A 23,115-nucleotide genomic window follows, 5' to 3' on the forward strand; every position below is an offset into this window, starting at 1 on the left:
GGCGCGAATTGCAATGCTGTTCGTGACCGGTTTCGGGACAGGGGCGCTCCGGCGCACAAAGAGGCGGGATCGAATGAATTCCACCCCGGAATGGCCACAATGGTTTTGCAGGAGGAAGCACGCAGTGTCCGGAATGGCTGCTATCGATACTCAAGGGAGTAGATGTCGTTGAAGAAACGGTATTTCAAGTCAGACATGAAATTCTTCAGTAATGCAGCCATTGCCGTCATAATCGCCTCCACCACCGCCCTATCGGGTTGCCAGACGAGCACAGTGCTTAACGGTGGCTATATCGTCGACCAGCAGTCGCTGGCGCTGGTTCCGGAGGGTTCGAGCCGCGAACAGGTGCTTCTGTCACTTGGCACACCGTCGACGACAGCAACCTTCGACGGGGAAGTCTTCTATTACATCTCCCAGCGCCGCCAGCGCTCGATGGCGTACCAGAAGCTGCGCGTCACCGAGCAGAGTATTCTTGCCATCTATTTCGACAAGGACGGCGTCGTTTCCCGCCGCGCCAATTACACCCTGCAGGACGGCAAGGTGTTCGACACGATTTCGCGCGTTACGCCGACCGGCGGTCGCGAACTCACCTTCCTGCAGCAGATGCTGTCCGGCGGCAGCGCGGCGAATGCGGCCAAGAGCCTGTTCGGTGGCGGCGCCGGCGGTACGCCGCAGAACCCGTCCAGCCTGCGATAAGACAAGCTGTCTTCCATATGAAAAACCCGCCGGAGCGATCCGGCGGGTTTTTGTTTTGTTGGCTTACGCGTCTTAGTGCGCAAGAATCGCCAGCAGCAGCAACGCCACGATGTTGGTGATCTTGATCGCAGGGTTGACGGCGGGACCGGCCGTATCCTTGTAGGGGTCGCCGACGGTATCACCCGTCACCGATGCCTTGTGCGCATCCGAGCCCTTCATGTGACGGACACCATCCTTGTCGACAAAGCCGTCTTCGAAGCTCTTCTTGGCATTGTCCCATGCGCCGCCGCCCGAGGTCATCGAGATTGCGACGAAAAGGCCATTGATGATGACGCCGAGCAGCGATGCGCCAAGTGCTGCAAAGGCAGACGCCTTGGAACCGGAGATGATGAGCACGCCGAAATAGACGACGACGGGCGCCAGCACCGGCAGCAGCGACGGAATGATCATTTCGCGGATCGCGGCCTTGGTCAGAAGATCGACGGCGCGGCCGTAATCCGGCTTTTCCGTGCCTTGCATGATGCCCGGCTTTTCACGGAACTGCTTGCGCACTTCCTCGACGATCGCGCCGGCGGCACGGCCGACAGCGGTCATGGCGATGCCGCCGAAAAGATAGGGAATCAGGCCGCCGAACAGGAGACCGGCGACGACATAGGGGTTCGACAGATCGAAGGAGATCGGACCGATATTCTGGAAATACGGGTACTGATCCGGATGCGCGGCAAAATACTGCAGGTCGTTCGCATAGGCCGCGAAGAGCACCAGCGCACCGAGGCCGGCCGAGCCGATCGCATAACCCTTGGTGACGGCCTTCGTCGTGTTGCCGACGGCATCGAGCGCGTCGGTGGACTTGCGCACTTCCGGCGGCAGATGGGACATTTCGGCGATGCCGCCGGCATTGTCCGTAACCGGGCCGAAGGCATCGAGCGCCACGATCATGCCGGCGAGGCCGAGCATGGCGGTAACCGCGATGCCGGTGCCGAACAGGCCTCCGAGCTGATAGGTGGCAAGAATGCCGCCGACGATGACGATTGCCGGCAGCGCCGTCGATTCCAGGGATACTGCGAGGCCCTGAATGACGTTGGTACCGTGGCCGGTTACCGATGCCTGGGCGATTGAGACGACCGGGCGCTTGCCTGTGCCGGTATAAAATTCGGTGATCACGACGATCAGCGCGGTAACCACGAGACCGACGAGACCGCACACGAAGAGCCTTGTGCCCGTCACGTCAAAGCCGGCGACCTGGCCGAGCGAACCCCAGCCAACGGTCAGCGAAGTCGCGGCACCGAGACCGATGATCGACAGAAGCCCTGTCACGATCAGGCCCTTGTACAGCGCGCCCATGATCGAGCCGTTCGGGCCGAGCTTGACGAAGAAGGTGCCGATGATCGAGGTGATGATGCAAGCGCCGCAGATTGCCAGCGGATAAATCATCGCCGACGGCAGGATGGGCGCACCGGCAAAGAAGATTGCCGCCAGAACCATCGTTGCGACGACGGAGACTGCGTAGGTTTCAAAGAGGTCGGCTGCCATGCCGGCGCAATCGCCGACATTGTCGCCGACGTTGTCGGCAATGGTTGCCGGGTTGCGCGGATCGTCTTCCGGAATGCCGGCCTCTACCTTGCCGACGAGATCGCCGCCGACATCGGCGCCCTTCGTAAAGATGCCGCCGCCGAGACGGGCGAAGATCGAGATCAGCGACGCGCCGAAGCCGAGCGCCACGAGCGAGTCGATCACCTCACGCGAGCCGGGCTCGTGTCCGAGCACGATTGTCAGCACGTAATAATAAATGGAGACGCCGAGCAGCGCGAGGCCGGCGACCAGCATGCCGGTGATCGCACCCGACTTGAAGGCAATGTCCAGGCCTGCCTTGAGGCTTGCGGATGCTGCCTGGGCGGTGCGCACATTGGCGCGGACGGAGACGTGCATACCGATGAAGCCGGCAGCACCCGAGAGGACGGCGCCGATCAGGAACCCGATCGCGGCCGTGGCGGAAAGGAGCAGCCATGCTGCAATGAAAACAACAATGCCTACGATGGCAATGGTTCTATACTGACGCGTCAGATAGGCCTGGGCGCCCTCGCGGATATAGCCCGCGATCTCCTGCATGCGGCTGTTGCCCTGATCGGCAGCAAGCACCGACCGGGTTGCCCAGATGGCATAAACCACCGAGAGCAGGCCACATGCGATTACCAATAAAAGAATGGTCATTCGCTCTTTCCTCCCATAAGCCGGAGCTCACTCCTTCTCCGGCGACGAATGCTGCTGAATCGACTCCTCTCCATAGAAACGCTCAACAGGCGAGCGGAGATTGCGTGGTCGATAACGTCGCGTCAAGACTGCAAAACTTCAAAAGCCTTGCAGTACCGCAGAAAGGATGGGAGGGGTTGTTTGGCGGCTAAGTGCCTACTTCTTCTGGTCGCCGCGCACTTGCTTGGCGATGCGGTCCAGAACGGCATTGACGAGCTTCGGCTCATCGTCGTCGAAGAAGGCACGGGCGATCTCGACATACTCGGTGACGATGACGGCGACCGGCACGTCCTTGCGGTCGACGAGTTCGAAAACGCCGGCGCGCAGGATGGCGCGGACGGTGCTGTCGAGACGTGACAGCGCCCAATCGTCCTGCAGGGCAGACGCGATCAGCGGGTCGAGGCGAAGCTGGTCGCGCACGACGCCTGAGACGATCGAGCGAAACCAGCCGGCATCGGCCTTCAGATAGGTTTCGCCGTCAAGTTCCTGGCCGAGACGATGCGCCTCGTATTCCGCCACGATTTCCAGAACGCCGGTGCCGCCGATATCCATCTGATAAAGCGCCTGCACAGCCGCGAGGCGCGCGGCGCCCCGCTGGTTGGCTGCCTTGACCGGTCGTTCGGTATTTTCGTCAGTCATTCTTTATGCACCCAGCTTCTTCTTCAGCTCGATCATCGTGAGAGCTGCACGGGCGGCAAAACCGCCCTTGTCCTTATCTGAACGGCGCGCACGCGCCCATGCTTGTTCATCATTCTCGACGGTCAGGATGCCGTTGCCGATGGCCAGAGACTCGCTCACGGCGAGATCCATCAGGGCACGCGAGGACTCGTTCGAGACGATGTCGAAATGGTAGGTCTCGCCGCGGATGACCATGCCGAGTGCGACGAAACCATCGTACTGCGTGCCGTCATTATCCGCGCCATCGAGCGCCATGGCAATCGCCGCCGGAATTTCCAGCGCGCCGGGCACGGTGACAACGTTGTAAGTGGCGCCCGCCTCTTCCAACGCGAAGGTCGCGCCTTCCAGAAGAGCATCGGCCATGTCGTCATAGAAGCGTGCTTCGACGATCAAAATATGGGGAGCGGTCTCTTTCGGCATGGGTCACCTTCAGTTGGCGGGGCATTTTCCACTCAGGCAGGCCGCGGTCAAAACATGCCTTCGAGCGAATGGCAAGCAAATTCGGGCGGCGCTCTCGGAGGAAAGACAAAATATCTGCAATGGGATAGCCGGACCCGTCTTTATCAGACGCTACGGTGCCAAACCCATGCGTAGCCAGGCAGCTGAAAAGTGGCAAAACCAAGGCAGGTTTCGTGAACAATTTGTAATTGCTTTTCAGTGGCTTAAGTCATTGAAAGATCAATGCTGCAACGCCAAATCTTAGTCGTAACCAGACGATCCCTGTAGACAGCCGACCGTCGCGGTAGACGAAAGGATACCATCATGAACCGCGTTGCTAAAATCGCCATTGCCGCAGCTTTCTCGTCCCTTGCATTCGCCGGCGTTAGCCGGGCTGAAAGCCTAGGCATGAATACTGCAGCGGGTATCGAGCAGACGCTTCGCAGCTTCCACGGCAATGACTTCAACGTCGAGCCCGTCTATAACTGGCACCACCTCGACGACGAAATGACCGGCCCGCGATCTGCCCCTCAGCGCTCGCAAAGCGCTGTCCACGCCATTCAGGCTTCCATCGACGCCAACAAGTCGCTGGCACACCAGCTCAACAATGATGGTGTCAATATCCGCAATGTCGTGAACGCCGAACAGGCAGCCGACGGCAGCATTACGTTCTACGTTCGCTGAGGCTGCCGACTTGGCAGGCGAGTATGGGCGGTTATCTCCTCGCCGCCCATACCGTCATTGACGAAATCACTGTTGCATTTTCCGCCGGATAGGATTGTCTTCTCGCCAAAGCGGAGGACTCTATGGCGACGAATGCAAAACCGGTCATCAACACGGCCGATCTGTCCCTCGAACACTGGACGAGGGGAAGCCTCTTCGAAAGCCGCGATACGTCTTTCGGAAAGGATCTTGGGCTTGCCAATCTCGGCATAAGCTACAGTGAAGTACCATCAGGCAAATCCGGCTGCCCTTTCCACAACCACCATGTGGAAGACGAACTTTTCTACATCATCGAGGGCACAGGCGAATATCGCTTCGGCGACCAGCGCCACCCAATCAAAAAGGGCGATGTACTGGGCGCTCCCTCGGGCGGGCCGGAAACTGCCCATCAGATCATCAATACCGGATCAACGCCGCTTATCTATCTCGGCCTGTCGACCAAGGCGAAGACCGAGATCTGCGAATATCCCGATTCCGGCAAGTTCCTCGCCAAGACCAACCGCGACGGCAGCTCCTTCGACCATATCGGCAGGGGAGAGAACGCTCTGGACTACTGGGATGGAGAGCCCGGATTCTGATATCAGCTCCGTCATCACAACTTCATTTCAGAGCAGCAATTTCATGACTGATATTCCGACACTTGAAACCGGGCGGCTCATTCTGCGCCCGCATCGCCGCGACGATTTCGACGCGCATTTCGAACTCTGGCGCGACGAGGATGTGGTGCGGTTCATCAGCGGCGTGCCCTCCACTCGCGAGCAGAGCTGGGCACGGCTGCTGCGGATTGCCGGCATGTGGCACTACATGGGATTCGGTTTCTTCGCGATCGAGGAAAAGGAAAGCAGCCGCTTCATCGGCGAAGCGGGTTTTCTGGAGGCCAAGCGAGACATGCAGCCCTCGATCGAAGGGACGATGGAGGTGGGCTGGGCACTGATGCCCTCAGTCCACGGCAAGGGCTACGCCACCGAAGCTCTGAAGGCGATCATCAGCTGGGGCGAAGCACAATTTCCGGCACGGCCGATGACCTGCATCATCAGCCCGGACAATATATCATCGCTGAAGGTCGCCGAAAAACTCGGCTTCAAGGAAATGGCGCGGGCGGACTATAACGGCCCGATCATTCAGTTTTCGCGCTAGGAAACTCGGCAAGTCGGGCCGCATAACGCGCCATCGTATCGACCTCGAAATTGACGAAGTCACCAGCCCTGCGTTCGCCCCAGGTCGTAACTTCCAGCGTATGGCGGATCAGCAGCACATCAAAATCCGTGCCGTCGACGGCATTGACAGTCAGTGATGTGCCGTCGAGTGCAATCGAGCCCTTGGGCGCCACAAATTTCGCGAGATGGGCCGGCGCACGCAGGCGGAAGCGCGTCGCATCGCCCTCCTCCGTCACCGAAAGGATTTCAGCTTTGCCATCGACATGGCCTGACACGATATGGCCGCCAAGCTCGTCGCCGATCTTCAGCGAACGCTCGAGATTGATATGGCTGCCCGCCTGCCAGCTGGATACGGTGGTCAGGCGCAGTGCCTCTTCCCATGCCTCCACCTCGAACCAACGGCCGTTGCTGCCTTCCTGCGGCAGGCCCGTTACCGTGAGGCAGATGCCCGAATGCGAGATCGATGCGCCCATATCGATGGTCGTCGGATCGTAATTCGTCGCGACACGCAGCTTAATGCCTTCCTTCAACGGCGAAACAGATTCGATCGTGCCGACATCAGTGACAATTCCGGTGAACATCAATTCTCTCTTTCGTATTCGTCCAGGCGGTCCGCGCCGAATATATAAGTGCCCCTGTGGGCGAAACCGGATGGTATGTCGGTTGCCTGCAGCGGGGATTCAATACCGCCCTCGCCGATGACGACAGGCGCCTGATAGAGCTGGATGCGATCAACGAGACCGGTTTGGAGGAAAAGCTTCGCGGTCTTAGCGCCGCCTTCCACCAGAAGCGAGGAGATGCCGCGGGTGGCGAGGGCCGGCAAGAGGACTTCCGGATGGTAAGGATTGCAGTAGAGAATCTCGACACCGGCTGCCTCCAGCGCACTACGGCGAGCGTCCATGTCGGCGGCATCAGCGCTGTCGCCCTCTGGCTCGCCGGGCATGAGAAGAGCGGCGATCGCTTGGGGCGTAGGGGGAATTCCCTCCGCATCCGCCTGCAGCGGCGACATGACTTCATTCGCTACCACAATGACCGGCACGTCGCGCGCCGTCTCGACCAGCTTGCTATCCAGCGGCAGCGCCAGAGTGGGATCGAGCACGATGCGGATAGGCGAATGTGCCTCAAGGCCCGGTGTGCGCACAGTCAGCAAGGGATCGTCAGCGACCGCCGTGCCGATACCGACGAGGATGGCATCGGTCTCGGCGCGCAGCGCCTGTACCTGGGCGCGCGCCTCCGGCCCGGTGATCGCCACCTGCCCTACCCCCTCACGGCCGATCATGCCATCGGCGGAAACCGCAAGTTTGAGAGTCACATAGGGGCGGTTCTTCGTCTGGCGGGTGAGATATCCAGCGAGCGATTGCCTTCCTTCTGCCTGCAGCACGCCTGTCGTCACCTCGATACCGGCATCGCGCAGCATGGAAATGCCGCGGCCGGATACCCTGATATCGGGATCGGTCACGCTGATGACGACGCGCCCGACGCCATAGGCGATCAGCGCGTTGGCGCAAGGCGGCGTCTTGCCGTGATGCGAGCAGGGTTCGAGCGTGACATAGGCGGTTGCACCGCGGGCAAGTTCACCGGCTTCGGCGAGTGCCTGGGGCTCGGCATGCGGGCGACCGCCAAGTGCCGTCACGGCGCGGCCGACGATCGCGCCGTCGCGAACGATGACACAGCCGACGGATGGATTGGTGGACGTCTGGCCCGTGTGCCATCGCGACAGCCGGATTGCGGCTGCCATGAAGCGTTCGTCCTCAGGCCGCGCGATCCCCTCGCCCATGGTCATGCGTCCAGCGGATCGCGGGCGATCTTGGCGTTGAGCTCTGCGATCAGCTTTTCGAAATCCTCAGCATGCGAGAAATCACGATAGACCGAGGCGTAGCGCACGAAGCCGACATCATCGAGGCCCTTCAAGGCTTCCAGAACCTGCAGGCCGATCTGTTCGGAAGAGATTTCCGTCTCGCCTGAGCTTTCCAGCCGGCGCACGATACCGGAGACCGCACGCTCGATACGGTCGCGATCGACGGGCCGCTTGCGCAATGCCACATCGAAGGACCTAACCAGCTTATCACGGTCGAAGGGAACCTTTCGGCCGGTCTTCTTCGTGACCATCAGCTCGCGCAGCTGCACGCGCTCGAAGGTCGTGAAGCGGCCGCCGCAATCAGGACAGATACGGCGCCGGCGGATGGAGGTGTTATCCTCCGCCGGTCGTGAATCCTTGACCTGCGTATCTTCCGAACCGCAATAGGGGCAGCGCATGCCTTCTCCTTCAGCATCGGTCCGAAAATCGGAATCGATTTTCGGAAAGCCTGATGCGTAGATTCAAAGAGTTAGAGCGTCCTTTGTGCGCCCGAACGGGCGCACGGCGCTCTAGCCCATGTAATCATACATGGGGAAGCGATCGGTCAGATTCACCACCTTGCCGCGGACGGCAGCCTCGACGGCGGCATTGCCCTCGTCGGAATTGGCGACCTTCAGGCCATCGAGAACCTCGACGATGAGGTTGCCGATCTCGCGGAATTCCGCTTCCTTGAAGCCGCGCGTCGTGCCGGCCGGGGCGCCTAGGCGCACGCCAGAGGTGACGAAGGGCTTTTCAGGGTCGAACGGGATGCCGTTCTTGTTGCAGGTGATGTAGGCGCGTCCGAGTGCGGCTTCCGCACGCTTGCCGGTGGCATTCTTCTTGCGCAGGTCGACCAGCATCAGGTGGTTGTCGGTGCCGCCGGAGACGACGTCGAGGCCGCCGGCGACAAGCGTTTCGGCCAGCGCCTTGGCGTTCTTGACGATCTGCGCCGCATAGTCCTTGAATTCCGGCTGCAGGGCCTCGCCGAAGGCAACAGCCTTGGCGGCGATGATGTGCATCAGCGGACCACCCTGGAGACCCGGGAAGACGGCCGAATTGAACTTTTTCGCGAGATCCTCGTCATTCGTCAGGATGACGCCGCCGCGCGGACCGCGCAGAGACTTGTGGGTCGTGGTGGTCGCAACATGGCAGTGCGGGAACGGCGACGGATGCACGCCACCGGCAACGAGACCGGCGATGTGGGCCATGTCAACCATCAGATAGGCGCCAACGCTGTCCGCGATCTCGCGGAAACGCTTCCAATCCCAGATGCGGGAATAGGCCGTGCCGCCGGCAATGATCAGCTTCGGCTTGTGTTCTTTAGCCTTGCGCTCGACGTCATCCATGTCGAGCAGGTTGTCGCCTTCGCGCACGCCGTAGGACACGACGTTGAACCACTTGCCGGACATGTTGACCGGCGAACCATGCGTCAGGTGACCGCCCGAGTTCAGGTCGAGGCCCATGAACGTATCGCCCGGCTGCAGCAGCGCCAGGAATACGGCCTGGTTCATCTGCGAACCGGAATTCGGCTGAACGTTGGCGAAGTTCACGCCGAAAAGCTTCTTGGCGCGCTCAATCGCCAGTTCCTCGGCGATATCGACGAACTGGCAGCCACCGTAGTAGCGCTTGCCCGGATAACCCTCGGCATACTTGTTGGTCATGATGGAGCCCTGGGCTTCCAGAACGGCACGGGAAACGATGTTCTCGGATGCGATCAGTTCGATCTCATGCCGCTGACGACCGAGTTCCTTTCCGATCGCGCCGAAGATTTCCGGATCGACGTCTGCAAGCGAGCGATTGAAGAAGGATTCGGTGGAAGCATTGGTCATGAGCGGGCTCCTACGGTGGAATGCGGCAAGGTATTAGCGTTCCGCAGATGCGAGGGCAATACGAAGAACGACATTTGCTGGGCTAAGCGCGCGGGGCGAACATTTTGCGTCGAATGCCGCCTCGCTGGAATGAAAAAAGCCGCGCACATGGCACGGCTTTTTTGAATTCCACAAGCCGGACTTACTGTACCGGCTGCTCCATACCCGAAGTGGTGTCCAGCGCCAGTTCGGCATTGCCGTCCATCTCGTAGATGTCGTCGCGGAACTGGACGACGCCGTCGGGCATGCCCCAGGCCGAGATATAGACGAAGTAAACAGGTACTTCGGTCGCGAGCTTGATCGGCGTGTTGGTGCCGCTGGCGATGACCTGTTCCATCTGCTGGCGGTTCCAGCCGGGCGTTTCACGCAGCAGCCAGTTCGACAAGTCGCGGACGTTCTGGACGCGCACGCAGCCGGACGATTCAAAGCGCATGAGCTTGTTGAACAGGCCCTGCTGCGGCGTGTCGTGCATATACTCGCCGTTCTTGTTGTAGAAGTTGATCTTCGTGGACGCCATGGCGTTGATCTTGCCCGGGTCCTGACGGAACATCAGGTTCGGCGCTTCACCGTTCCAGTCGACGGTCTCGGGGGCGACTTCGTTGCCCTTGCCGTCGATCAGGCGGATGGCATTCTTTTCGAGATAGGTCGGATCCTTGCGCATCAGCGGCACGATGTCCTTCTCGACGATGGAGCGGGGTGCCGTCCAGTACGGATTGAGAATGACCTCGTAAACCTTCGAGTTGACGAGATGCGTGGGGCGGCTCAGGCGGCCGACAACCGCGGTATGGCGCGTCGCAACGCTGCCGTCTTCAACCGCTTCCACATAGGCGGCCGGAATGTTGACCATCAGGTGGCGACGGCCGAGATCTTCCGGGAAAGTCTGCAGGCGGATGAGGTTGGTGTTCAACTGCTGCAGGCGCACATCAGCCGGAATGTTCATCGCCTTCAGCGTGAATTCGCCGAGCACGCCATCGGCTGGCAGGCCGTGACGGGCCTGGAAGCGCTTGACGGCACCATCGACATAAGAATCGAAAGCATTGGAAAGACCAGCCTCACGCGGCAGGTCGCCGGTGATTGCCAGACGCTGGCGCAGGGCCTGGACGGTGGGGGAGCTGACGCCGAGCTGCAGGCGCTGATCGCCAGGATTGACTTCGGGCCATCCGCCGGCGGACGCGATCTGCTGATATTGCATGATCGCCTGCTGCGTGCTCGGCACCGACTGCGGGCTGAGGATCGGGGTATTGGAAAGGACGGCCGTCGCCGTGCGCGAGGCAGCCTTGGCGTCGAACTGGTCGTCCCAGTTGCCGCGCTTCGGGGCATTCAGGAGCCCATCGAGCGCCGATTGCGCGAATGCGGGTGCGGCCAGCGCGCCGGCGCCAACCGTTGCCGCCGAAGCCAGGAAGGCGCGGCGCGAGAGAGCTTCAATTCCGTTCTTTTTAGACATTCGTCCCAACCACTCAATGCCACGGTGGAGGAAGCCGCGGCCCTTTGCGATATCCTGCGCCTTAACGCAGATCCCTATCCGTTCGTTCTTCCGGCGCAGCAGGAAATTCCGCCAGTCCCATCACAAGATTGCGAGCAACCTGGATGGTGCCAATGGTCCGTCGAGGACGCCGGCTATCGAATATTCCGCTGTCACATCAATATGGCCAATTCGTGTTGCCGGGCCGGAAGACAGACTGCCGGTTGCCGGAAACCGACGCAACGCACCATATGACGGGTAAACCGTGAGGGTTAATAACGACTAAAAAACGGCTTGAATACCGGGCGTTTCGCTTGGCTGGCGTGCGTTGCAAAGATGCCACGCAGGGGTGAGCGGATGTCTTAGAGCACTATCAAGGCGATCGACCAGACGCGAACGCGGGCTTCCAGCAACTCTCGCTGGGAGCCATATTTTTTCGCCCAGGCCTTTTTGCCCATCAGGTGAATGGCATTGCGAGAATGCTGGTGGTGCGTCTCGCATAGCGGGACGACCTCTTCATCCTTTGATTTCTGTCCCCTACGCCGCCATTCAACTCCTATCGGACGATGACGAGCCGTCCGATAGGAGCATTCATGCCCCACTCCGCCGCAACCGCAGACCGGAGTTGAGCGATGCGAGCCAGGTGGATGAGGTTCTTCTTTGTCCGTAGATTCTGAGGGTAGCGCTCAATGTCATCAATCTATGCGAGCATAGCGGGAGCGCCATCTAGGGTTTTAGTCAACGCCATGTTATAAATCGAGCACGAGACCGTCTAAATTGAGGTGGGCACAACAATGGACAGTCATGATGTTGTGGAAGTCGGCGAAAAAATTGTTAGGGAGGCCTTTCGGGAAGAGCCAAAGGGCCTCAAACCAAAAAGCGTTACTCTCGCTTTCGTGCTTTTTGCTTTCTTCGGCTACACCCATATTTATTCGTTAAATACACTTCTCCTTGCTGCCTCTCTTTTTCTAGGGCTAATAGCAATTAGACTCACTTGGTGGAATCTAACCCACAATGAGCGGTTCAACGCTTACGGCTCTCTCGTGTTTGAAACCGCTCTGTACGCAGTTGAATATTATGCTTTAGGCTGGATTCTCCGGCTCGTATTCGATTACTTCGGGTGGAGCACGGCTTAGTTTTTTGGTCTGGGACGTACAGCTATGAATATCAAACGCGGGCTGTTCCGGCTTTGGCTCGTTCTCAGCGTGCTCTGGATTGTCGCAGTCGGCTTCATGAGCTGGGAATCGATTCAGCGTGACGAGTGGTGGTCTGGCGATCCCAACGTATTTGCGGACCTTCCCGTTCACTGCGAGAACGCATCGGGTAGCGCAGATGTCGATTATTATCGCAGGGAGGCGCCGGAGCCGTGGAATGCCTACCGCACACCAGGTTCCGCCTGCTGGTATTCCGAGCATCGCTTCAGGCAGCTTTTCCCGAGCTACAACAGCATCAGCCATGCCAAGCTGAGCGAGATGCTTTACCAGAACCTTGGTTGGGAGATGGCTAGAAGCAGCGACAAATACGATCGCACCAAATCAGCGGCGATGACGGCATTCATTCCACCAGCCTTTACGTTCGTCATCGGCGCCGCCTTGGTGTGGGCGTTTTCGGGGTTTGCCCGCCCAAAACAGAGCTAAGCAATATGGGGATTGCAGTGCTAAAGACTTGGTTTGCTGTCGCGACATTGTCCGCGCTTGTCTCCCTTCCTGCGTACGCTGGACCCAAGAAACTCGAATTCAAAGGCTTGGTAATTGGCGCAAAGACAACGCCAGCCCAGGTACTGAAGGCGACGGGCGTGAAATGCGGTAGCGGTGCGAACAGTATGCAAGTTTGCAACGGACTAGTTCACATCGGCCCAACGTCTCTTACCGCCAACATCGTGATCGACGGCAAAGGATTTCTACAGCGCGTCTACATGAGCATGGATTCCAGCGCCTTCGATAAAATTGCACCGGCACTTATCGAGAAGTATGGGATGCCGGACAGCGAAGCGACCCCCATGCTTCAAAACGGCTTCGGGGTTCAGTACCAGCAGACACGGTATATTTGGATGACGCCCGACGAGAGTACCCTTTATGCGCTTCGATATAACGGTGAGATTACGCGATCTGTCATAGCGTTTACCACTAAGGCCGATCGCGACATGGTTTCGCAATCAGGTCAGGCCAGCGCATCCGACCTATGACCTCTGCCCAGCGCTTTTGCTATCTTGCGCCATTCGTAGCCGGTCACACCAGGCAATCGCATTATCTCGACTGAGTCCGCGGTTGATAGGTCACTATCGGCTGCAAAACCGGGTTGATGCAGTCCGGCAAGCACGGCCGGCTTCAGCTTGAGGTCTTCGAGTTTCTTGTCCATGGAGGCAGTGCATCACTTCCCGCCGACCAGATCAACTCGCAGAATTGATGGTATTTTAGCCTAGTCAGGTGGCTCAAGTCACCGGCCTGCCTCTGCCCTCAATTAGCCGCTTGGCCTTCTCGCCCAGCTCTTCCCGACGACGCTCCAGAAGTTCGATCAGGGCATATTCGAGGAGCTCGAAGCAGTCCAAGAGATCTTCAAAGTCAACCACACCCTCATGGCTGCCGGTATTCCCTACAACCCGCAACGCGGTCAGCACATCTTCGTGACCAGGCCGAAGCCGATTGAGGTCGGTTATCCGGTCGGCGAGATCCCACCGCGCCTTCTTCCGGTTACCCTTCGGACCCTCGCGCGGTACGCCAAGCTGATCGAGTGCCATTTCAACAATGATACGAAGCCGGTTGGCGCAGGCGCCGTGGTCCGTCCAAAACAGCTCGAATGCCCGTCGCATATGGGGCTTGATATCTTCCGCCATACCCCTGGGAAAGGAAATGATCGCGGGGGACGGGGTCACACAGACGGGCCTGTAGTGGTGGAGGCTGAATTCAATCGCTTCGCCGGTATCGTAGTCCTGTTGGATCTCGTAATCGGTTCGATAATCACCGGCGACGGCCACCAGTTCACCACATGGCTTGTTATTGCATTTAAGAAGGCCGGAAAATCGTCCCTCAGACAATTCTCCTATCAGGCCATCGTTCTCTAACTGCCGAGCGGTGTGATTCGGCTCCTCTCTCAGCATCCACTCCTCTTTCTCACGCAGCTTGCCCCTACCGCATCGAGGGCAAATGAAGTGGCCGAAAGTGGTATAGGCCTTTTTCCATAAAGCTCGCTCCACGATATCTCCGAATCAATGGCTCCCTTGTACCCATTGAGTATTCCACCAGGGGCTTACGCAAGCGTCGCGGTAAATCAGGTCACCATCCCGAATTGGCGACGCCGTTGCTGGACCAGCAGGCGGTCACGCTCCTCATTGCGTGCCTTCGCTGCATCGATGCGCCGTTGGGCGGCTTCTAGATCTGCCGGTGACGCTGACGTTTGAGCGAGCATGACTTCCACGGAATGACCGACGCGCAAGTTCTTGTTATTGGCGAACAGCATTCCAATGCCTATGTCGAGAGCTTCAAAGCCGGTTAGGAAGCGATGCGCGAACGGGCGGTAGCATCACTTCAGAAGCGCGGTGATGATGCTATTGCACTTGCCTCGGTCTACTCAAAGCCAGGGGCCTCGAAAAGCCAAGAAATGGCGCGCCTGATGCGAGCGGAGGCGAACATACTTGATGATCGGATGTCGGAAATCCGTGCCCTCCCCATTGAGAATGCGAAATCCTAGGCCGGGTAGTAATGGGCCAAGATCCGCCTCGCCAGTTCCCGATGCTCTTCGTTTGAGGAGTAGAAATGAATTTCGGTTTGGAAGGCTGGCCATTGTCCACGCTGGCGGATGAGGTACACGACTTCAGCTTCAATCGTCTCGATATCGCGTTCGCTCCGGTTTAGGGCATCAGTATGCTCCCAGACATCAAGTGCTGCGGTGTCGCCGCTATGTCGCCAAGCATAGCCGTGGTAGCCGTGGGCTCCCGCCGCGCTCCACCCATAGCGAAGCCGAGCCTGCATCTTCTGCTTGGTAATTCCAACGTAGATCGGGTTGCCATCGACACTGACGATGTAAAGCTTCGGCTTCTCGGAAATTGCTAGTCCGGAGAATTTTGGAGTGCCCTCGTTGCACAGGACTGAAAAGCTTGCTGGCGTATACGTCAATGAATATCGCTCGGGGCCATTGAGCAGCATGATTCCCTCCATATCTCCGGACGCATGAATAGCAGAAAAGCGCATCGCGGAGGGAAAGCCGCGCGCGCTTCAGGTGCCGATTGGAGGTCGAAAATCGCCGGCGTTCAAGTGGCGAGCGATCCACGCCACCTGTGCCATCTCGTGCCCCGTTTATGCGGCCAACGCCGGCCAGGGCATTCTGGTGTTCATACCTGGGGACGGATCGTAATCTTCTTACAGACGATACAGGATCTGATCGTTCCAGAAGCGATCCAGACGCTGCAGGAGCTTGTTCATCTGTGTAAACTCATCCGTGCCGATGCCGCCGACCTTGTCGATCGAGGCGATGTGGCGTTCGTAGAGCCGGGCGACCGTCTCGGCTATGTCCTGGCCGGTTTCGGTCAGGCTGATACGGACCGAGCGGCGGTCGATGCGCGAGCGCTGGTGGTTGATGAAGCCGAGGTCGACCAGCTTCTTGACGTTGTAGGAAACGTTCGAGCCGAGATAGTAGCCGCGGGAGCGCAGCTCGCCGGCCGTCAGTTCGGAGTTGCCGATGTTGAAAAGGAGCAGCGCCTGGATGGCGTTGACGTCGCTGCGGCCCTGACGGTCGAACTCGTCCTTGATGACGTCGAGAAGACGGCGATGAAGACGTTCAACAAGATGAAGGGATTCCATGTAAAGATCACGGATGCCCTGCTCGTGTGCATGGAAAGTCGATGCCGCCTGCGGCTTGATTTTCGTGTTCATTTGACTGCCTCACTGTTTTGTTTGGCGGTGTCGTTTTCTTCCCGCCTTGAGTGAGACCCTATCGAATACATATAAAATTCGACTTAAACCGCAGGCTTAACAGAGGCTTACGAAGACCCCTTGATGTATCAGGGTAAATCAACGCTTACCTGACGACGCTGCCGGCGCCGCTCCAGCCACAGGGAAAGCCTGAAAATCCAGTAGATGACGGCCACGATCACATGGAGCAGGATGATCAGCCGGTTAGCCCCGAAGATCTGCGGCAGTAGGCCGTACATGAGGATCTGGCCGCCTGCGGCCAGCACCCAGATGACCGGCCCCCAGGAAACGGTGAGCCAGAGTCCGAGCGAGGCGACCGGGAAAAGAACGGCAAGGCTGGTGCTTGCGACCTTCCATGGCAGGCTTAACAGATCGAACCGGCCGGCGCCGACCAGCGAGTAACCGACGAGCATCGCCCAATACTGAAGACCGAACCAGAAGCAGGAAACGGCGACGAGCCGCAGGAAGAAGATGAAGAGGATATCCGTCAGCGTCCGTTTCGGCATCGTCGGAGAATCGGTTTCCATGGGCGAGACATCACACTCAATGTTACGGCTTCAGTTTCAGGCTTTCATCCGCCGCGGCCAATCGTCCGGTTTGGATTTTCCGGGGCGCATGATAATGAGCGCTCCAATAAATGGAATGGCCCAGGGACAGATATCATGCAGGACAAGACGCATCTCGTCGATGAAATCACCGGTCACCGCCGTATGCGGCGCAACCGCAAGGCCGACTGGACGCGGCGGCTGGTGCAGGAAAACCGCCTGACGGTCGACGATCTGATCTGGCCGATCTTCATCGTCCCGGGAACCGGCATTGTCGATCCGATCGCCGCCATGCCCGGTGTCAACCGCATGAGCGTCGACAAGGCGGTCGAGGCAGCAAAGGAAGCGGCCGAACTTGGTATCCCCGCTATCGCCACCTTCCCCGATATAGAGATGGAATTGCGCGATGAGACAGGGTCGAACAGTCTTGTCGCCAATAACCTCATCAATCAGACGACGGCTGCCATCAAAAAGGCAGTGCCCAATATCGGCATTATTACTGATGTGGCGCTCGACCCCTTCACCAGCCACGGGCATGACGGCATCCTGCGCGACGGCGAGATCGTCAATGACGAGACGGTCGACCAGGTCGTCAAGGCCGCGATCCTGCAGGCCGATGCCGGCGCCGACATCATTGCTCCCTCGGAAATGATGGACGGACGCATCGGCGCGATCCGCCGCGGGCTCGATGCCGCCGGGCATCAGAGCGTCGGCATCATGTCCTATGCAACGAAATTTTCCTCCGGCTTCTACGGGCCCTATCGCGAGGCGATCAATACCAAGGGCCTGCTGAAGGGTGACAAGAACAGCTACTATATCAATCCGGCGAACGGTACGGAAGCGCTGCGCGATGCCGCCCTCGATGTCGAGGAAGGCGCAGACATGCTGATGGTCAAGCCGGGGCTTGCCTATATCGACATATGCTGGCGCGTGAAGGAGGCGTTCGGCCTGCCGACTTTCGCCTATCAGGTGTCCGGCGAATATTCGCAGATCAAGGCTGCGGCCATGAACGGCTGGATAGACGGCGAGCGGATCATGATGGAGACGCTGCTTGCCTTCAAGCGCGCCGGTTGCGACGGCATCCTCACCTATTTTGCGCCGGAAGTGGCGAAAATCCTCGCAAAAAGGTGATTTTCGGGCGAATTATTGTATTTCCCCCTGACGATACCATATCAGCGACATCGTCTTTCGAAGGGAGATATGGATGAGCTACAACCCCAATCCGCTTTATGCCGCACCGGAGGACTGGCGCGCCTATAGTGGTGTGCTCAGCCGTCGCGTCTTCGCGTTCATCCTTGACTATGTCATCGTGGCCCTGCTCTGTATTCCGGCGGCGATCGTGGTGTTCTTCCTTGGGATCGTCACGCTGGGGCTCGGCTTCATCCTTTATCCGGCCCTGTTCGTCATCGTCGCAGGCCTGTACTTTGGCTTGACTGTCGGCGGTCCATCGCAGGCTTCGCTTGGCATGCGCGCGATGGGTATCGCGATCGTGCGTGTTGACGGAAGGCCGATGGACTTCATCCTGGCCGTTGCTCACCTGGCGCTGTTCTGGATCCTGAACTCGGTGTTGACGCCGCTGATTCTGCTGGTCGGCCTGTTCACGGAGCGCTCGCGCCTGCTGCACGATTTCCTCGTCGGCACGGCGACGATCCGTACCAACTGATTCCCTGCCGGCGGGGACGAAATAAAGTCTCCGCCCGCCCTTTGCCGGCCACAAAAAGGCGCCATATCCAAGAAATCGAATATTCGATTGCGCGGCACTGAATGCCGTGCTGTTGACGTTTTTTATTCTTGCGTCATGCTGTCTGGAATGACAGGCGCCCCGAAAGGAAATCTCCGCAAGAGATGAATACCCAGACTACGCCATCCCCGCAGTTTTATCTGACGGCTCCGGCTACGTGTCCGTATCTGCCGCATGAGATGGAGCGCAAGGTCTTCACTCACCTCGTCGGTCCGCGCGCTGCAGAGATGAACGACATTTTGACTCAGGGCGGCTTTCGCCGTTCCCAGAATATCGCCTACCGCCCCGCCTGCGAGGCCTGTCGGGCCTGCGTCTCGGTGCGGATCCTGGCACAGGAGTTTCAGCCTACCAAATCGATGAAGCGGGTTCTGGCGAACAATTCCGACATCATCGCAACGGAATTCCCTGCCCAGCCATCAAGCGAGCAATATTCCCTCTTCCGCCGCTATCTCGATTATCGCCACCAGCAGGGTGGCATGTCCGACATGACCGTGCTCGACTATGCGATCATGGTGGAAGATACGCATGTGAATACGAAGATCATCGAATATCGTCGCCGCGAGGAAGGCTCCGGCCTGGAGACGCGTCCCAAGGGCGAGTTGCTTGCCGCTGCGCTGACCGACACGATGAGCGACGGCCTTTCCATGGTCTATTCCTACTTTAACCCGGACCTCGACCGGCGTTCGCTCGGCACTTTCATGATCCTCGACCACGTGCACCGCACCAGGGCGCTCGGCCTGCCGCATGTCTATCTTGGCTACTGGGTTCAAGGATCGCGGAAGATGGATTACAAGACGCGCTTCCAGCCGCAGGAACATCTGACGCCGCGCGGCTGGGAACGTTTCGATCTCTCTTCTCTCGAGGACGATCCGCAGGACTGATGCCCCTTCCCCACCTTTCCGATCATCGGAAGGGCCTGCTGCTGACGGCGATCGGCGGGCTGGCACTTTCCGTGGACATTCTGCTCGTTCGCCTCGCCGATGGCGATATCTGGTCGATCCTCAGCGCGCGAAGCCTGGCGACGGTCCTTGCCACATTCGTCATCCTGGTTGCGATGCGCCTGTTCTCCGGCAGGTGGCCGCCGCTCGTGCCCGGTCGCCCCGGCCTGCTGGCCGGACTGCTCTACGGGCTTTCTTCCGTCACCTTCGTCTTGGCAGTCTTCAATACGTCCACGGCGAACGTCGTCTTCATCGTTGCCTTCAACCCGATGTTCGGAGCACTGCTGTCGTGGCTATTTCTCAAGGAGAAGCCGCAGCCGGTGACCTTGATCGCGATGCTGTTCATGATCTTCGGGGTCGGCCTGATCGTGCGCGAGGGACTTTCGAGCGGCCACGTCTTCGGTGACGCCATGGCGCTTTTAAGCGCGCTGGTGCTTGCCGCCGCCATCACAGTCGGTCGTGCCTCGCGCCGGGAGATGGGTTTCGTGCCGCTGCTTGCCGCAATCCTGCCGGCAGCACTTGGCCTGGTGCAGGTCCTGCCTACGGGACTGTCAATCGCTCAACCCGGATGGATTGTCTTCAACGGCGCCATCATGATGCCGGTCGCCTTCTGGTGCCTGGCGACGGGACCGCGATATCTTTCCGCGCCTGAAGTCGGGATGTTCTACCTGTTGGAAACGGTGCTTGCACCGATTTGGGTCTGGCTGATCTTCGCCGAAACGCCAGCCACGATGACGCTTGTCGGCGGTGCGATACTGGTCGCGGCGATCGCCGCCCATTCCGTCTGGATGGCGAAAGGCAAGAGCGTTCAACTCGCTTGACCGGGGCGGTTATAGCTTATCTTCTGTTATAACTTTGTTGTCACAGGACGCGATGATGATCACGCAGTTCGCTCAGGCCGCAGCCCCTGCAGACTGGCCGGCTTCGGGGTTCGATCGTTTCGAACCTGGCGAAAGCTCCAGTTCCCGATCCAGCCCTTCGACGATATGTGTCCAGCCCTGACGGGTCTTTTCCTCGTATTCCGCCCATTCCGCGCACATCTCGTGCGTGAGGGTCAGGCGGCTGCCGCTGCCGAGTGGTTCGATGTCGATTTCGACGCGATCGCAATTATGGTCGTGTTCCTCGACCGAGAAGCAGAACACGATGTGTCTGGGGCGCTTCAGCTCCAGGAATAAGCCGTGATGAAAGGCGTCGCCGGTCGGGCGGCGGTCGACGATGATGAAGCGGCCGCCGACGCGCGGATCGATATCGGCGCGCACGACATGGCCGTCATCGGTTGCGAATAAAAAGCGGCGGGCAATTTGGGGATTGAGCCAGGCATCATAGACCGTGGCAGGGGGCGCCCTGTAGCTGTGGGCGACGTGCAATTTGATGGTATTGGCGGCGGCCATCGGCATTCCTCCGTTGTGTTCGCACGCTCTTCAAAGCGCACGGCTTATGGCCATCCCGCCCGCCCGCGGAACGACGTTGCCCTTCTTGTTGGCCCTTCTTTTTGGTGACAGGACTGAGATAGAGGAATTGCTCCGCCCGCCAAGGGCGGAGCCTCAAAATTCCCGGATCAGCCGGCGAATTTGCCGCTGCGTGGGAAGCCCTTCGGCACAGTGCGGCCGGCGGTGGCGCGGTCGGCCAGCCACTCGGCAAGCTCGTCCTTGTTCTTGGTGAAGGTGCGGCCGGCACTGTCTTCCCAGCTCAGGCCATCGGTGATGGCAAAGCAGCGAACATCGGAAATGCCGCCATCCTTGTAGCGCTGCAGGCGCACGCCCTTGCCGCGCGTCATTTCCGGCACCTGGCTCAGCGGGAAGACCAGCATCTTGCGGTTCTCACCGACGACGGCGATGTGATCGCCGGTCACGGGCACGAGAAGCTTTGTCTCATCCGGCATGGAGACGTTCATGATCTGCTTGCCCTTGCGGGTATTGGCGACCATTTCCACTTCCGGGACCACGAAGCCGTTGCCGACAGTCGAGACGATCAGCATTTTGCGTGCCGCATCGTGGACGAAGGCCGTCAGCACGTCCTGATCGTTTTCCATGTCGATCATGATGCGCAGCGGCTCGCCATGGCCGCGGCCGCCGGGCAGCTTGTCGCCGCCGAGCGTGAAGACCTTGCCGCCGGTCGTGACGATCAGGATCTTGTCGGTCGTCTGCGCCGGGAAGGCCACCTTCAAGCCGTCGCCTTCCTTGAAGGCCAATGTCGACGTATCGGAAATGTGACCCTTCAAAGCGCGGATCCAGCCCTTTTCGGAGACGACGACGGTGATCGGTTCCTTCTCGATCATCGCGTGCTGGACGGCTTCTTCGTCGGCATCGGGCGCTTCGGCAAACTGCGTGCGGCGGCGGCCGATCTCGGTCGCCTTGGCGAATTTCTTCTTCACCTCGCCGATTTCCCAGGAGACCGTCTGCCACTGCTTCTCGTCGGAAGCGAGCAGCGCCTCGATATCGGCCTTTTCCTTGGTGAGCTCGTCGTGTTCCTTGCGGATCTCGAATTCTTCGAGCTTGCGCAGGGCGCGCAGCCGCATGTTGAGGATCGCCTCGACCTGAACGTCGGTCAGGTCCCAGCGTTTCATCATGACAGGCTTCGGCTCATCCTCTTCGCGGATGATACGGATCACCTCATCGATATTGAGGTAGGCAACGAGCAGGCCGCCGAGGATTTCGAGGCGTCTGTCGATAGCAGCAAGGCGGAAGCGCGAGCGGCGCTGGAGGACCTCGCGGCGGTGCGCCAGCCACTCCTTCAGCACTTCGTTCAGCGCCATCACGCGCGGGATGACGCCCATCGACAAGACGTTCATGTTCAGCGGAAAGCGGCTTTCCAGCTCCGTCAGCTTGAACATGGATTCCATGAGGATCGTCGGATCGACGGTGCGGCTCTTCGGCACCAGCACGACACGAATATCCTCGGCCGATTCGTCCCTGATATCTTCCAGGAGCGGCAGCTTGCGGGCGATCAGGAGTTCGGCGATCTTTTCGATCAGGCGCGACTTCTGCACCTGGAAGGGAATTTCGGTGATAACGATCTGATAGCCGCCGCGGCCGAGATCTTCCGTTTCCCATTTTGCGCGCACGCGAAAACCGCCACGACCGGTGCGGTAGCTCTCGATGATGCTTTCTCTGTTATCGATGATGATGCCCCCGGTCGGGAAATCGGGACCAGGGATGAATTCGACGAGCTTTTCGACCGTAGCATCGGGATGCTTGATCAGATGCAGCGCCGCATCGCAGACCTCATGCACGTTGTGCGAAGGAATGGACGTCGCCATGCCGACGGCGATACCCGACGAACCGTTCGCGAGAAGGTTCGGGAAAGCGCCGGGAAGAACAATCGGCTCCGAATTGGATTCGTCGTAAGTATCGCGGAAATCGACGGCATCCTGATCGATACCCTCGAGCAGCAGCTCGGAGACCGCGGTCATCTTCGATTCGGTGTATCGCATGGCGGCGGGACTGTCGCCGTCGATATTGCCGAAGTTGCCCTGGCCGTTCACCAACGTGTAGCGCTGCGAGAAATCCTGCGCGAGGCGCGCCAATGCGTCGTAGATCGACTGGTCGCCATGCGGGTGATAGTTACCCATCACTTCGCCGACGATCTTGGCGCATTTCCTGAAGGCCGCGTTGGGGCGCAGACCCATGTCGTTCATCGCATAGACGATGCGGCGATGGACTGGCTTCAGGCCGTCGCGCACATCAGGTAGGGCGCGATGCATGATGGTCGACAAGGCATAACGAAGGTAGCGCTCTTCGAGCGCCGCCTTCAGGTCGACCGGTTGAATATTATCGTCGTCTCCGCCGGAAGGCGGTAAAATCTCTTGTCCCATGGAACCCTGACTAGCTCAGAAACCCCTGTGGGGCAAGGAATCCGGGCATTCCGGCTGTGGA

Annotated in this window: 26 protein-coding genes; 11 read left to right on the plus strand and 15 right to left on the minus strand. The window is 59.3% G+C overall.

Annotated elements, in window-relative coordinates; genetic code table 11:
* The first annotated feature begins 162 nt into the window (after nucleotides 1-162).
* Nucleotides 163-696, plus strand: coding sequence for an outer membrane protein assembly factor BamE (locus FHT93_RS30755; RefSeq protein WP_112544650.1), 534 nt, complete (start codon nucleotides 163-165; stop codon nucleotides 694-696).
* A gap of 72 nt (nucleotides 697-768) precedes the next feature.
* Here the strand turns inward: FHT93_RS30755 and FHT93_RS30760 are convergent, their stop codons facing one another.
* From FHT93_RS30760 to FHT93_RS30770, 3 genes are all read right to left on the minus strand, one after another.
* Entirely contained in the window at nucleotides 769-2,907 is a 2,139-nt protein-coding gene (locus FHT93_RS30760) for a sodium-translocating pyrophosphatase (RefSeq protein ID WP_112544652.1), read from the minus strand.
* A gap of 195 nt (nucleotides 2,908-3,102) precedes the next feature.
* Nucleotides 3,103-3,585: a transcription antitermination factor NusB gene (gene nusB, locus FHT93_RS30765; protein WP_007819976.1), complete on the minus strand. Its 483-nt coding sequence runs from the start codon at nucleotides 3,583-3,585 to the stop codon at nucleotides 3,103-3,105.
* A gap of 3 nt (nucleotides 3,586-3,588) precedes the next feature.
* Complete coding sequence (locus FHT93_RS30770) at nucleotides 3,589-4,044, minus strand: 6,7-dimethyl-8-ribityllumazine synthase (RefSeq protein WP_112544653.1); 456 nt, start codon at nucleotides 4,042-4,044, stop codon at nucleotides 3,589-3,591.
* 342 nt (nucleotides 4,045-4,386) lie between these two features.
* Here FHT93_RS30770 and FHT93_RS30775 point away from each other — a divergent pair, with 342 nt between their 5' ends.
* From FHT93_RS30775 to FHT93_RS30785, 3 genes are all read left to right on the plus strand, one after another.
* Nucleotides 4,387-4,746: a hypothetical protein gene (locus tag FHT93_RS30775; protein ID WP_112544657.1), complete on the plus strand. Its 360-nt coding sequence runs from the start codon at nucleotides 4,387-4,389 to the stop codon at nucleotides 4,744-4,746.
* A gap of 122 nt (nucleotides 4,747-4,868) precedes the next feature.
* The gene (locus tag FHT93_RS30780) at nucleotides 4,869-5,363 is read left to right on the plus strand and encodes a cupin domain-containing protein (RefSeq protein WP_112544659.1); all 495 of its coding nucleotides are present in this window, start codon (nucleotides 4,869-4,871) and stop codon (nucleotides 5,361-5,363) included.
* Between the two features lie 43 nt (nucleotides 5,364-5,406).
* Complete coding sequence (locus FHT93_RS30785; protein ID WP_183850999.1) at nucleotides 5,407-5,922, plus strand: GNAT family N-acetyltransferase; 516 nt, start codon at nucleotides 5,407-5,409, stop codon at nucleotides 5,920-5,922.
* Here the strand turns inward: FHT93_RS30785 and FHT93_RS30790 are convergent.
* The 5 genes from FHT93_RS30790 to FHT93_RS30810 form a co-directional block, all read right to left on the minus strand.
* On the minus strand, nucleotides 5,903-6,523 hold the full coding sequence (locus FHT93_RS30790) for a riboflavin synthase (protein ID WP_183851001.1): 621 nt from the start codon (nucleotides 6,521-6,523) through the stop codon (nucleotides 5,903-5,905). The genes FHT93_RS30785 and FHT93_RS30790 overlap by 20 nt on opposite strands.
* Complete coding sequence (gene ribD / locus FHT93_RS30795; RefSeq protein ID WP_183851003.1) at nucleotides 6,523-7,719, minus strand: bifunctional diaminohydroxyphosphoribosylaminopyrimidine deaminase/5-amino-6-(5-phosphoribosylamino)uracil reductase RibD; 1,197 nt, start codon at nucleotides 7,717-7,719, stop codon at nucleotides 6,523-6,525. Before ribD ends, FHT93_RS30790 begins: the two co-directional genes overlap by 1 nt.
* Before the next feature lie 2 nt (nucleotides 7,720-7,721).
* Nucleotides 7,722-8,198 (minus strand): transcriptional regulator NrdR, encoded by a 477-nt coding sequence (nrdR, locus tag FHT93_RS30800; protein ID WP_112544665.1) that lies wholly within the window; start codon nucleotides 8,196-8,198, stop codon nucleotides 7,722-7,724.
* A gap of 111 nt (nucleotides 8,199-8,309) precedes the next feature.
* Nucleotides 8,310-9,608 (minus strand): serine hydroxymethyltransferase, encoded by a 1,299-nt coding sequence (glyA, locus tag FHT93_RS30805; protein WP_112544667.1) that lies wholly within the window; start codon nucleotides 9,606-9,608, stop codon nucleotides 8,310-8,312.
* Between the two features lie 181 nt (nucleotides 9,609-9,789).
* The gene (locus FHT93_RS30810) at nucleotides 9,790-11,091 is read right to left on the minus strand and encodes a L,D-transpeptidase family protein (RefSeq protein ID WP_112544668.1); all 1,302 of its coding nucleotides are present in this window, start codon (nucleotides 11,089-11,091) and stop codon (nucleotides 9,790-9,792) included.
* A gap of 812 nt (nucleotides 11,092-11,903) precedes the next feature.
* Here FHT93_RS30810 and FHT93_RS30815 point away from each other — a divergent pair.
* From FHT93_RS30815 to FHT93_RS30825, 3 genes are read left to right on the plus strand one after another with little or no spacing between them, the layout of a single operon-like run.
* Nucleotides 11,904-12,245, plus strand: coding sequence for a hypothetical protein (locus tag FHT93_RS30815; RefSeq protein ID WP_183851005.1), 342 nt, complete (start codon nucleotides 11,904-11,906; stop codon nucleotides 12,243-12,245).
* A gap of 24 nt (nucleotides 12,246-12,269) precedes the next feature.
* Nucleotides 12,270-12,746 carry a hypothetical protein gene (locus FHT93_RS30820; RefSeq protein WP_183851006.1) on the plus strand — a complete coding sequence of 159 codons (477 nt, stop codon included), beginning with the start codon at nucleotides 12,270-12,272 and terminating at the stop codon, nucleotides 12,744-12,746.
* A gap of 5 nt (nucleotides 12,747-12,751) precedes the next feature.
* Nucleotides 12,752-13,294 carry a hypothetical protein gene (locus FHT93_RS30825; protein WP_183851008.1) on the plus strand — a complete coding sequence of 181 codons (543 nt, stop codon included), beginning with the start codon at nucleotides 12,752-12,754 and terminating at the stop codon, nucleotides 13,292-13,294.
* 246 nt (nucleotides 13,295-13,540) lie between these two features.
* Here FHT93_RS30825 and FHT93_RS30830 read toward each other — a convergent pair whose 3' ends face one another.
* From FHT93_RS30830 to FHT93_RS30850, 5 genes are all read right to left on the minus strand, one after another.
* Nucleotides 13,541-14,206, minus strand: a complete 666-nt coding sequence (locus tag FHT93_RS30830; RefSeq protein ID WP_246781765.1) for a DUF4145 domain-containing protein — start codon at nucleotides 14,204-14,206, stop codon at nucleotides 13,541-13,543.
* Between the two features lie 170 nt (nucleotides 14,207-14,376).
* Entirely contained in the window at nucleotides 14,377-14,565 is a 189-nt protein-coding gene (locus FHT93_RS30835) for a hypothetical protein (RefSeq protein ID WP_183851010.1), read from the minus strand.
* 227 nt (nucleotides 14,566-14,792) lie between these two features.
* Nucleotides 14,793-15,251, minus strand: coding sequence for a hypothetical protein (locus tag FHT93_RS30840; RefSeq protein WP_183851012.1), 459 nt, complete (start codon nucleotides 15,249-15,251; stop codon nucleotides 14,793-14,795).
* A 213-nt stretch (nucleotides 15,252-15,464) separates the two neighbouring features.
* Nucleotides 15,465-15,977: a MarR family winged helix-turn-helix transcriptional regulator gene (locus FHT93_RS30845; RefSeq protein WP_112544669.1), complete on the minus strand. Its 513-nt coding sequence runs from the start codon at nucleotides 15,975-15,977 to the stop codon at nucleotides 15,465-15,467.
* A gap of 128 nt (nucleotides 15,978-16,105) precedes the next feature.
* Nucleotides 16,106-16,543, minus strand: coding sequence for a DUF6163 family protein (locus tag FHT93_RS30850; protein ID WP_112544670.1), 438 nt, complete (start codon nucleotides 16,541-16,543; stop codon nucleotides 16,106-16,108).
* A 135-nt stretch (nucleotides 16,544-16,678) separates the two neighbouring features.
* Here FHT93_RS30850 and hemB point away from each other — a divergent pair, with 135 nt between their 5' ends.
* The 4 genes from hemB to FHT93_RS30870 all read left to right on the plus strand — a co-directional run bounded on the left by hemB (nucleotide 16,679) and on the right by FHT93_RS30870 (nucleotide 20,061).
* Nucleotides 16,679-17,692 carry a porphobilinogen synthase gene (hemB, locus tag FHT93_RS30855; RefSeq protein ID WP_112968025.1) on the plus strand — a complete coding sequence of 338 codons (1,014 nt, stop codon included), beginning with the start codon at nucleotides 16,679-16,681 and terminating at the stop codon, nucleotides 17,690-17,692.
* A gap of 73 nt (nucleotides 17,693-17,765) precedes the next feature.
* On the plus strand, nucleotides 17,766-18,224 hold the full coding sequence (locus tag FHT93_RS30860; protein ID WP_112544671.1) for an RDD family protein: 459 nt from the start codon (nucleotides 17,766-17,768) through the stop codon (nucleotides 18,222-18,224).
* A 182-nt stretch (nucleotides 18,225-18,406) separates the two neighbouring features.
* Nucleotides 18,407-19,183, plus strand: coding sequence for an arginyltransferase (locus FHT93_RS30865; RefSeq protein ID WP_183851014.1), 777 nt, complete (start codon nucleotides 18,407-18,409; stop codon nucleotides 19,181-19,183).
* Entirely contained in the window at nucleotides 19,183-20,061 is an 879-nt protein-coding gene (locus FHT93_RS30870) for a DMT family transporter (protein ID WP_183851015.1), read from the plus strand. Before FHT93_RS30865 ends, FHT93_RS30870 begins: the two co-directional genes overlap by 1 nt.
* 72 nt (nucleotides 20,062-20,133) lie before the next feature.
* Here the strand turns inward: FHT93_RS30870 and FHT93_RS30875 are convergent, their stop codons facing one another.
* Both FHT93_RS30875 and parC read right to left on the minus strand, forming a co-directional pair.
* Nucleotides 20,134-20,637, minus strand: a complete 504-nt coding sequence (locus tag FHT93_RS30875; protein WP_246781766.1) for an SRPBCC domain-containing protein — start codon at nucleotides 20,635-20,637, stop codon at nucleotides 20,134-20,136.
* A 161-nt stretch (nucleotides 20,638-20,798) separates the two neighbouring features.
* Nucleotides 20,799-23,054 (minus strand): DNA topoisomerase IV subunit A, encoded by a 2,256-nt coding sequence (parC, locus tag FHT93_RS30880; RefSeq protein WP_183851017.1) that lies wholly within the window; start codon nucleotides 23,052-23,054, stop codon nucleotides 20,799-20,801.
* Between the last annotated feature and the right edge of the window lie 61 nt (nucleotides 23,055-23,115).

The organism is Rhizobium sp. BK379 (assembly GCF_014193955.1).
Lineage (GTDB): Bacteria > Pseudomonadota > Alphaproteobacteria > Rhizobiales > Rhizobiaceae > Rhizobium.

Bases quoted from the DNA above. Each gene is read 5' to 3' on its own strand.
- FHT93_RS30790 (WP_183851001.1), bottom strand. From the start codon at position 6,523: ATGTTCACCGGAATTGTCACTGATGTCGGCACGATCGAATCTGTTTCG.
- FHT93_RS30815 (WP_183851005.1), top strand. From the start codon at position 11,904: ATGGACAGTCATGATGTTGTGGAAGTCGGCGAAAAAATTGTTAGGGAG.
- FHT93_RS30860 (WP_112544671.1), top strand. From the start codon at position 17,766: ATGAGCTACAACCCCAATCCGCTTTATGCCGCACCGGAGGACTGGCGC.
- FHT93_RS30770 (WP_112544653.1), bottom strand. From the start codon at position 4,044: ATGCCGAAAGAGACCGCTCCCCATATTTTGATCGTCGAAGCACGCTTC.
- FHT93_RS30755 (WP_112544650.1), top strand. From the start codon at position 163: ATGTCGTTGAAGAAACGGTATTTCAAGTCAGACATGAAATTCTTCAGT.
- FHT93_RS30825 (WP_183851008.1), top strand. From the start codon at position 12,752: ATGGGGATTGCAGTGCTAAAGACTTGGTTTGCTGTCGCGACATTGTCC.
- FHT93_RS30810 (WP_112544668.1), bottom strand. From the start codon at position 11,091: ATGTCTAAAAAGAACGGAATTGAAGCTCTCTCGCGCCGCGCCTTCCTG.
- FHT93_RS30870 (WP_183851015.1), top strand. From the start codon at position 19,183: ATGCCCCTTCCCCACCTTTCCGATCATCGGAAGGGCCTGCTGCTGACG.
- FHT93_RS30830 (WP_246781765.1), bottom strand. From the start codon at position 14,206: ATGCTGAGAGAGGAGCCGAATCACACCGCTCGGCAGTTAGAGAACGAT.
- FHT93_RS30775 (WP_112544657.1), top strand. From the start codon at position 4,387: ATGAACCGCGTTGCTAAAATCGCCATTGCCGCAGCTTTCTCGTCCCTT.
- glyA (WP_112544667.1), bottom strand. From the start codon at position 9,608: ATGACCAATGCTTCCACCGAATCCTTCTTCAATCGCTCGCTTGCAGAC.
- FHT93_RS30850 (WP_112544670.1), bottom strand. From the start codon at position 16,543: ATGGAAACCGATTCTCCGACGATGCCGAAACGGACGCTGACGGATATC.
- nrdR (WP_112544665.1), bottom strand. From the start codon at position 8,198: ATGCGCTGCCCCTATTGCGGTTCGGAAGATACGCAGGTCAAGGATTCA.
- FHT93_RS30760 (WP_112544652.1), bottom strand. From the start codon at position 2,907: ATGACCATTCTTTTATTGGTAATCGCATGTGGCCTGCTCTCGGTGGTT.
- FHT93_RS30835 (WP_183851010.1), bottom strand. From the start codon at position 14,565: ATGCTGTTCGCCAATAACAAGAACTTGCGCGTCGGTCATTCCGTGGAA.
- nusB (WP_007819976.1), bottom strand. From the start codon at position 3,585: ATGACTGACGAAAATACCGAACGACCGGTCAAGGCAGCCAACCAGCGG.
- FHT93_RS30785 (WP_183850999.1), top strand. From the start codon at position 5,407: ATGACTGATATTCCGACACTTGAAACCGGGCGGCTCATTCTGCGCCCG.
- FHT93_RS30865 (WP_183851014.1), top strand. From the start codon at position 18,407: ATGAATACCCAGACTACGCCATCCCCGCAGTTTTATCTGACGGCTCCG.
- hemB (WP_112968025.1), top strand. From the start codon at position 16,679: ATGCAGGACAAGACGCATCTCGTCGATGAAATCACCGGTCACCGCCGT.
- FHT93_RS30845 (WP_112544669.1), bottom strand. From the start codon at position 15,977: ATGAACACGAAAATCAAGCCGCAGGCGGCATCGACTTTCCATGCACAC.
- FHT93_RS30820 (WP_183851006.1), top strand. From the start codon at position 12,270: ATGAATATCAAACGCGGGCTGTTCCGGCTTTGGCTCGTTCTCAGCGTG.
- parC (WP_183851017.1), bottom strand. From the start codon at position 23,054: ATGGGACAAGAGATTTTACCGCCTTCCGGCGGAGACGACGATAATATT.
- FHT93_RS30840 (WP_183851012.1), bottom strand. From the start codon at position 15,251: ATGCTGCTCAATGGCCCCGAGCGATATTCATTGACGTATACGCCAGCA.
- ribD (WP_183851003.1), bottom strand. From the start codon at position 7,719: ATGGGCGAGGGGATCGCGCGGCCTGAGGACGAACGCTTCATGGCAGCC.
- FHT93_RS30780 (WP_112544659.1), top strand. From the start codon at position 4,869: ATGGCGACGAATGCAAAACCGGTCATCAACACGGCCGATCTGTCCCTC.
- FHT93_RS30875 (WP_246781766.1), bottom strand. From the start codon at position 20,637: ATGCCGATGGCCGCCGCCAATACCATCAAATTGCACGTCGCCCACAGC.